This window comes from Catenuloplanes japonicus (genome assembly GCF_000717135.1).
GTDB lineage: Bacteria > Actinomycetota > Actinomycetes > Mycobacteriales > Micromonosporaceae > Catenuloplanes > Catenuloplanes japonicus.
Window position 1 is genome coordinate 129,562 of record NZ_JNXY01000003.1, and the last position, 7,865, is coordinate 137,426.

The following is a 7,865-nucleotide window of genomic DNA, read 5'->3' on the forward strand; positions in this document are numbered from 1 at the left end:
CCTCGACACCGAAGGCTCAGGATCCGACCGGTGCCGGCCGCCGCTCGTACCGTCGCAACAGGACGGACGCGCACAGCAGCACGCCCGCGGCCCCGGCCACGACGAACCCGGCCGCGGGACGGTCCTGGATCACCCACTCGACGAACCGGCCCTGCGCGTCGCGGCCCGCGGCCAGGCCGGTGCTCCGCGAGATGCCGACCGCGTAGTATACCGGGCAGATCGCGAGCGCCGCGACCGCGGCCGGGAACGCCACCCACCATCGGCGCACCGTGCCGGCCACCGCGGTGGCCCAGAGCGCGAGCAGCAGCGCGCCGAGCAGCGGCTCGTGGTCGTCGGAGAACAGGACGGTCGCGCCGGGGAGATATTCGTCGTTCCAGTTCAGGATCCAGGGGAGCGCGAGCGACACCACGAACGCCGTCACGGCCGTCGTCAACACGGCCGTCCAGGGCCGAACCCTCATCATCCGCATGACCGGTCCGACGCCCGTGGCGCCGGTGCGGTTCCCGCGCTCAGACGCCGTCCTGCGCCGGGAGCAGCTCCAGGAAGCGGGCCAGCGGGCGGGACGGGTCGGCCGCGCGCCACATGACCGCGGACGTGATCGCGCGGTCCGCGTCCGCGATCGGGACGTAGGCCAGGCCGTCCGTGCGCAGCAGCCGCGCCGACTCCTGGACCAGCGCGGCGCCGAGCCCGGCCGTGACCAGCGTGAGCTGCGTGCCGAGCTCGCCGGCGTGCCGGACGGACCGCGGGGTGAGGCCGGCCCGCGCGTACATGGCCGTCAGGTCGTCGTGCCAGGCCGCGCAGACCTCCCGGCCCAGCAGCACCAGCGTCTCCCCGGACAGGTCCGCCAGGCGCAGCCGCTCCCGGCCGGCCAGCGGGTGCGCGGCCGGCAGCACGACCAGGAAACGCTCGGTGGACAGCGTGCGCGTGCGCAGGTCGGCGGTGCCGTGGCTGACGTCGCCGAGCGTGCTCAGGAACGCCACGTCCACCAGGTCGTCGCGCAGCGGCTGGCCGAGCATGCCCATCGGCAGCTCGCGCAGGCTCAGCTCCACGTCCGGCGCGTCCCGTTCGAACGTCGCCAGCGCGGCCAGGAACCGCTGCGACGACGCCGTGGGGTGATAGCCGACCCGCAGCCGGCCCAGCTCGCCGCGCCGGATCCGGTCCGCGACCGCCTCGGCCGCGCGGGCCTGCGCCAGCGTGCGCCGCGCCTCGACCAGGAACAGCCGGCCGGCGTCGCTGAGCGCGGTGCGGCGTCGCTCCCGGACCAGCAGGCCGACGCCGAGCGCGGACTCCAGCCGCAGGATCTGCTGGGACAGCGCGGGCTGGGCCAGGTGGAGGCGGGCGGCGGCGCGGGCGAAGTGCAACTCCTCGGCGACCGCGACGAACGCTTCGAGGTGCCGCAGGTCGAACTTCATGCGCGTACGCTATCAAGCCATTGATCTTTGGTCTTTGATCTTATGAGCCGTGATTCCTACGGTCGACGCATGGATCTCACCGGGAAAGTCGCGATCGTCACGGGCGCGACGGACGGCATCGGCGCCGTGATCGCACGCACGCTCACCGAGGCCGGCGCCGCCGTCACGATCACCGGACGCCGGACCGTCGCAGGGGACCTGCCTCGGTCGGTGTTCGTCGGCGGCGACCTGACCGACCGTGACGTGCGGCAGCGGATCGTCGCGACGACGCTGGACACGTTCGGGCGGCTGGACATCCTGGTCAACAACGCGGCCGTGCACAACCGCGGCCCGGTCACCGAGCAGGACTTCGACCGCGTGGTGGCGCTCAACTACCGTGCCGCGTTCTTCCTCACGGAGGCCGCGATGCCGGCGCTGATCACGTCCGGTTCCGGGCGGGTGATCAACGTCAGCACGATCGGCACGATCAAGTCCTACGCGGGCGGCGCGCTCTACAACTCCTCCAAGGCCGCGCTGGACAGCCTCACCAGGTCCTGGGCGTCAGAGCACGGCCATCAGGGGGTACGGGTGAACGCGGTCAATCCCGGCCTCGTGCAGGACGGCCCGATGTCCGCGCCGAAGCGGGCCGCACTGGACATCGCGCGACAGGTCCTGCCGTCGATCCCGGCGGGCAGACTGGCCACCGCCGCGGACGTGGCCGCGGTCGTGACGTTCCTGGCCGGCCCCGGCGCGGACTACCTGAACGGCGTGATCATCCCCCTCGACGGCGGTGCGACCGCCTGAGGCGTCAGGCGCGGGCCCACCAGTCATAGGGGCGCGGCCCCGGCCGGAACCCGTGTGCCTCGGCCATGGCGGCGGCGTCGGCGAACCCGCGGGCGAGATCCTCGGGAACGTGGGCGTCGCTGCCGAACGTGACCGCGCCGCCGCCCTCCTCGTGCCACCAGCCGACGATGGTCGGGTCCATCGGCAGCCGGGTATTGATCTCCAGCGCACGACCGGTCCCGGCGAGCGTGCGCAGCGCGGCACGGAACTCGTCCTCGAACAGGTAAGGATCGAACGGCCCTTCGTCGGCGGGCCAGCGGCGGGCGGGGTAATCGATGTGGGTCAGCGCCTCGAACGCGTCCGACCCCGTGATCAGCTTGGGAAGCTCGGTCAGGTAGTCACGGACGACCTCGGCCGCCGGGCGGCGCAGATATTCGGAGCCGGCCTCGGCGATCCCCTCGGTGACCGGCAGCGAGTGAAGCGAGCCGAGAACCCGCTCGAACCGCCCGCCCGCCAGGATCTTGCCGACCTGCTCCGCATGCCAGTGCGGCTCGCCGACTTCGAGCCCGGTGAGGATGCGCAGGCCGGGGAAGAGGGTGCGGCAGCGATCGACCGACTCCAGATAGCCGTCGACGTCCAGCGCCGGGGCGGTGAAGTGCAGCCAGGTGGTGTGATCCAGGTGCTCGGTGAAGGCGAGGGCCGGGAGCCCGATGTCGACCGCGCGGGCGCAGGTCAACTCCATCGAGGCACCACCCTTACGCCGGGCGTCCCAGGAGAACTCGCTGTGTACGTGGCTGTCCGCGGGTATCAGGGTGATCGCCTCGTTCCGTTCCGTATCGCCGCCCACGATTAGGTTCCATGATCAATGGCCGGGGTGGCCAGCGGTTGTGGGCGCGACCACCCGCGACGGCGAGTCCGGCCACCGCGCCCCGGCCGGTAGTGCCGTTGCGATCGTCCGGTGGGCCGGATCGGTTTCGGGGGACCACGGATCCGGCAGGGAGGAGCGCCGGCGGCGACCGGTGCCCGCGGGAGCGTGCGGACCGCGACCACCGCGAAAGCGGGAAGATCCAGATTTTGGTCGTGGCCCGGCTTCGCGGAGAGCCGGACCACGAAGAGCACCGTCAGGACAGGCGGCTGCTGGGGATGGACCATTCCGCGCGGGCGCGGCCCAGGAAGCTGAGGGCCCAGCGGAGCATGGCCGTGGTGCGGTTGCGGCCGCGCTGGAGGTAGAAGACGTGTACGGCGAGCCAGGTCAGCCATCCGAGGGGCCCGCCGAGGTTGAACGGCCCGATCGCCGCGACGGCGTTGAAGCGGGAGACCACGGCCATGTTGCCCTTGTCGAAGTAGGCGAAGGGCTTGTCGGTGGGCTTGCCGGCCAGGCGCCGGGCGATGGTGCGGCCGGCGTAGGTGCCGCCCTGCATGGCGACCTGGGCGACGCCGGGGAGGCGGTTCAGGGTCATGGACTCGCCGACGACGAAGATCTCGGGGTGGCCGGGGATGGTCAGGTCCGGCTGGACCAGGATGCGGCCGCCGCGGTCGGTCTCGGCGCCGGTGAGTTCCGCGATGCGGCGGCCGAGCGCGGTGCCGGAGACGCCGGCGGCCCAGATCTTGGTGGCGGCGTCGATGTGCTCGACACCGTCCGCGGTCTCAATTTTGACATCCGTGGTGTCGACGTCGACGACCTTGGCGCCCAGGCGGATCTCGACGCCGATCTTCCGGAGGCGCTTGGCGGCGCTGGCGGAGTTCTGGGGGCGGAAGGTGGGGAGGACGCGGTCGACGGCGTCGATCAGGACGACGCGGGCGGAGGCCGGGTCGATGTTGCGGAACTTGTCGCGCAGCGTGCGGGTGGCTATCTCGGAGATCGAGCCGGCCAGCTCCACGCCGGTCGGGCCGGCGCCGACGATCACGAAGGTGAGCTTGCGCGCGGCCTCCTCCGGGTCGTCGGCGAGTTCGGCGGCCTCGAACGCGCCGAAGAGCCGGCCGCGCAGGTCGAGCGCGTCGTCGAGCGTCTTCATGCCGGGGGCGTGCTCGGCGAAGCCGTCGTTGCCGAAGTAGGACTGGTTGGAGCCGGCGGCGACGATCAGCGTGTCGTAGCCGACCGTGTACTCGCCCTCGGGGCCGGTGGCCGTCACCACGCGAGCAGCGGGATCCACGTCGGTGACCCAGCCGAGGCGGACCTCGGCGTTCTTCTGCGTGCCGAGCAGGTCGCGGACCGGGGTGGCGACCTCGCCGGGGGACAGGACACCGGTCGCGACCTGGTAGATCAGCGGCTCGAACACGTGGTGGTTGGTCCCGTTGATCACGGTGACCGAGACCGGGGCCTTGCGCAGCGCCCGTGCCGCGTTGAGGCCGCCGAAACCGGCGCCGACGATGACGACCCTGTGTGCGGTGTTCTGTGTCATTCTCCACGCTCCCGTTCCATCCTGATCAACGGACGGTCGTGGACCGGAAGTCCCGTTTCCGGCTATGTCCAGGGTCACCGGAATGATCTTCCGGAACCCGTCACGAACGAGCCTTCTACCTCGTCCCACAGCACCCGGAACGGGTTGCGCAGTCCGTCGTCAGGGGTGTGCAGCGTAGGACGCTAACTGATCATGAAATCCGGAGGTGAGGCGGCCTGCTACGGTCCTCGCCATGGGAGCCCTGACGCCGCTGCACGTGCTGTTCCTCGGTTCGCCGGTGCTGATGTTCCTGCTCGGCGTGGTGCTGGCCGGCGTGCAGGCGCTGCGGTCCCGCCGGCGCGGTGGAGTCCGCGCCGGCGGTGAGCGTCAGCAGGGGGTCTCGTAGAACTCCTGGTAGCCGGTGCGGCGGCCCCACGAGGCGGTGTCGCCCTCGCAGTAGGTGCGGATGCCGCCGACCAGCGTGGTGTGCGCGGAGTCGGAGTAGAAGTACAGGTCGCAGGTGTGGCCGATCTGGCAGGCGCGGGCCTGGGCGGAGGAGCCCGGGACCGCGAGGAACGCGGTCACGGCCAGGACGGTGGCGATCAGAGCGCGTCGGAGCAGCATGCGGGTGGCCTTTCCGTAGAGGGGGTGCCCGCAGCATCGCGCCACAGTGGACGGTGGGCAATCGATTGCCGTCGCTTCTGACTCCATTCGGCAACCCACCGCAACGGGGCGGGAGGGGACTCTCCCGCCCGCCCCGGTCGAAATTAGTTACTACTGGACCACTTTGCGTAATCGAGCGTGCCCAGCCGGGCCGTTCCCGGTGCCGGGACCAGGCCGTCGTCCGGCAGTGCCGCGCCGAAGTAGCCGACGGCCGGGTCCTCGACCACGGTGCGCGGGTCCTGCGCGTCCGCCAGCACGCGCGCCACGATCTCGGCGAACCGGAACACCTCCGGGCCCGCGACCTGCACGGTCTCGTTCGCGGCGGGGCCGGTGGCCGCGTCCGCGACGGCGGCGACCACGTCGTCCACCGCGACCGGCTGGAACTGCGCCGGCGGGATGTGCACCTCGGTGCCGACCGTGGAGTTCTGCGCGATGCCGGCGATGAACTCGAAGAACTGCGTGGCCCGCACGATGGTGTACGGCACGCCGGACTCCTTGATCAGGTTCTCCTGCGCGACCTTCGCCCGCAGGTAGCCGGAGTCCGGCATCCGCTCCGCGCCGACGATGGTGAGCGCGACGTGGTGGCCCACGCCCGCCTTCTGCGCCGCGGCCAGCAGGTTGCCGGTCGAGGTGGTGAAGAAGCGCAGCACCTCCTCGTCGCCCCAGGCCGGCGCGTTCGTCACGTCGACCACCACGTCCGTGCCGTCGAGCGCGGCCTCCAGGCCCTCGCCGGTGATGCTGTCGACGCCGGTCTTCGGGGACGCCGCGACCGCCTCGTGCCCCTCGGCGGTGAGCCGCGCCACCAGCCGGGAGCCGATCTGTCCGGTGCCGCCGATCACTACGATCTTCACTGTCGTGCCTCTCGTCGAACGGTGTGTACGTAGGGAGGACCGGGCAGGCCGGGCGATCGTGACAGGAGACCGAGATGGATCCGCTGAACGACTTCCTCGGCACGCGTGACCGGCTCTTCGGCATCGGCTACCGGATGCTGGGCAGCGTCGCGGAGGCGGAGGACCTGGTCCAGGAGACCTGGGTGCGCTGGCAGCGGGTCGACCACCAGACCGTGCGTGATCCGGTCGGCTTCCTGGTGACCACGATCACCCGGCTGGCGATCAACGAGGCGACGTCCGCGCGGGCGCGCCGGGAGACCTACCCCGGGCCCTGGCTGCCGGAGCCGGTCGCGACCGGGGAAGACCCCGCGCTCGGCGCCGAGCGCGCGGAGGCGATCGAGCTGGCCGTGCTGATGCTGCTGGAGCGGCTCGGGCCGCGGGAACGGGCCGCGTACGTGCTGCGGGAGGCGTTCGACTACCCGTACCGCCGGATCTCGGAGATCGTCGAGGTCACCGAGGCGAACGCGCGGCAGCTCGTCACGCGCGCCCGCGCCCACCTGGCCGCGCATCGCCGCACGCCGGCCGATCCGGAGACGCACCGGCGGCTGCTGGAGGCGTTCCTGGCCGCGGCGCGGGACGGCGACGTGCGGCGGCTGGAGGAGGTGCTGGCCGGCGACGCGGTGTTCCGCTCCGACGGCGGCGGCCTGGTCAGCGCCGCGACCCGGCCGGTCACCAGGCATCTGCCGGTCTTCCTGGCCGGGCTCGGCCGCAAGCTCGGACGGGGCGCGGTGACCTGGTCGATCGTGACCGCGAACGGCGGGCCGGCGATCCTGGTGCAGGCTGCGACCGGGCCGCGCATCCTGATGGCCGCCGAGGTCGCGGACGGCCGGATCCACGACATCCTGGCCGTCCGCAACCCGGAGAAGCTCACGGCGTTCGCATGACCTTCACCGTCCACCAGGCTGCGGCCAGGCCCACGACCAGGAGCACACCGCCGACGACCGCGTAGTACGTGCCGAGCGTCTCCGGCCGGGGCGTCACCCAGAGCGTCGCCACCCACCACCAGACGTGGAATCCGCCGTGCACGGCCACCGCGGGCCAGACCGAGCCGGTGCGCAGCCGGAACGCGGTCGCCAGCAGCGCGAACCCGATCGGCAGCAGCAGGAACAGCGCCTGCTGCCCGAACGACGACGTGCCGGCCGAGGAGAGCAGGTGCGGCACGCCGAAGACCAGCACGGACAGCGCGGTCACGCCCCACAGCGGCAGCCGCCCGACCGCGGACTGCACCAGGTAGCCGCGGAACAGCACCTCCTCCGGGAAGCCCTGCATCAGGAACGCCCGGACCAGCACCAGCAGCACGCCGCCCAGGAACGTCCACACGGACACGTCCGGCATCTCGGACCGCGTGGTCAGCCCGAGCACGACGGCCAGCCCGGTGCCGGCCGCGGTGCACCCGCCCATCACGGCCAGCGCGAGCAGCGTGGCGCCCCAGGCGGGCCGGCCCAGGCCGAGCGCGGCCACCGGGCGCCGGTCGATGCCGCGGACCAGCGCGATCGCCAGCCCGAGCCCGGTCAGCGTCGCGCACACGCCGAAGAGCACGTTCCGTGCCGGGCCGTCCGGCAGCACCATCGCGACGCCGGGGGAGAGCGCGGCCGTGAGCATCGCGAGCAGCGTGAGGACGGCACGGACCGGGAGCGGCAGGCGGGGACGGAGGTCAGTGGAGGTCGTCATGCCAGGAACGCTAGGGAGACGGCGGCGCGAGCACATCGCACCGCGGTCATGACCGGCACCATGACTCCGGTCATGGTCACGGTCAT

The 7,865-nt window shown here is 72.2% G+C and carries 10 protein-coding genes; 3 read left to right on the forward strand and 7 right to left on the reverse strand.

Features of this window, described 5'->3' with window-relative positions:
* Positions 1 to 16: 16 nt before the first annotated feature.
* Positions 17 to 463 (reverse strand): hypothetical protein, encoded by a 447-nt coding sequence (locus OP04_RS06290; protein ID WP_157239358.1) that lies wholly within the window; start codon positions 461 to 463, stop codon positions 17 to 19.
* A 46-nt stretch (positions 464 to 509) separates the two neighbouring features.
* Positions 510 to 1,412 carry a LysR family transcriptional regulator gene (locus tag OP04_RS06295; RefSeq protein WP_033338556.1) on the reverse strand — a complete coding sequence of 301 codons (903 nt, stop codon included), beginning with the start codon at positions 1,410 to 1,412 and terminating at the stop codon, positions 510 to 512.
* A gap of 69 nt (positions 1,413 to 1,481) precedes the next feature.
* Here OP04_RS06295 and OP04_RS06300 point away from each other — a divergent pair, with 69 nt between their 5' ends.
* Positions 1,482 to 2,195 carry an SDR family NAD(P)-dependent oxidoreductase gene (locus tag OP04_RS06300; protein WP_033338557.1) on the forward strand — a complete coding sequence of 238 codons (714 nt, stop codon included), beginning with the start codon at positions 1,482 to 1,484 and terminating at the stop codon, positions 2,193 to 2,195.
* A 4-nt stretch (positions 2,196 to 2,199) separates the two neighbouring features.
* On the opposite strand, the gene OP04_RS06305 is transcribed toward OP04_RS06300, so the two are convergent.
* A complete protein-coding gene (locus tag OP04_RS06305; protein WP_232323497.1) occupies positions 2,200 to 3,021 on the reverse strand; it encodes a PHP domain-containing protein in 822 nt (273 codons plus the stop codon).
* A 274-nt stretch (positions 3,022 to 3,295) separates the two neighbouring features.
* A complete protein-coding gene (locus tag OP04_RS06310; protein WP_033338645.1) occupies positions 3,296 to 4,576 on the reverse strand; it encodes an NAD(P)/FAD-dependent oxidoreductase in 1,281 nt (426 codons plus the stop codon).
* A 232-nt stretch (positions 4,577 to 4,808) separates the two neighbouring features.
* Here OP04_RS06310 and OP04_RS52995 point away from each other — a divergent pair, with 232 nt between their 5' ends.
* Positions 4,809 to 4,961 (forward strand): hypothetical protein, encoded by a 153-nt coding sequence (locus OP04_RS52995; RefSeq protein WP_157239360.1) that lies wholly within the window; start codon positions 4,809 to 4,811, stop codon positions 4,959 to 4,961.
* On the opposite strand, the gene OP04_RS06315 is transcribed toward OP04_RS52995, so the two are convergent.
* Together OP04_RS06315 and OP04_RS06320 are read right to left on the reverse strand one after the other, a co-directional pair.
* Positions 4,943 to 5,179: a DUF6289 family protein gene (locus OP04_RS06315; protein WP_051797182.1), complete on the reverse strand. Its 237-nt coding sequence runs from the start codon at positions 5,177 to 5,179 to the stop codon at positions 4,943 to 4,945. The two genes, OP04_RS52995 and OP04_RS06315, sit on opposite strands and share 19 nt — an antisense overlap.
* Before the next feature lie 143 nt (positions 5,180 to 5,322).
* Positions 5,323 to 6,069, reverse strand: a complete 747-nt coding sequence (locus OP04_RS06320; RefSeq protein ID WP_033338558.1) for an SDR family oxidoreductase — start codon at positions 6,067 to 6,069, stop codon at positions 5,323 to 5,325.
* 74 nt (positions 6,070 to 6,143) lie between these two features.
* On the opposite strand from OP04_RS06320, the gene sigJ reads away from it, so the two are divergent.
* The gene (sigJ, locus tag OP04_RS06325; RefSeq protein WP_033338559.1) at positions 6,144 to 6,992 is read left to right on the forward strand and encodes an RNA polymerase sigma factor SigJ; all 849 of its coding nucleotides are present in this window, start codon (positions 6,144 to 6,146) and stop codon (positions 6,990 to 6,992) included.
* Here the strand turns inward: sigJ and OP04_RS49230 are convergent.
* Positions 6,976 to 7,779: a CPBP family intramembrane glutamic endopeptidase gene (locus tag OP04_RS49230; RefSeq protein WP_051797183.1), complete on the reverse strand. Its 804-nt coding sequence runs from the start codon at positions 7,777 to 7,779 to the stop codon at positions 6,976 to 6,978. The two genes, sigJ and OP04_RS49230, sit on opposite strands and share 17 nt — an antisense overlap.
* Positions 7,780 to 7,865: the final 86 nt, after the last annotated feature.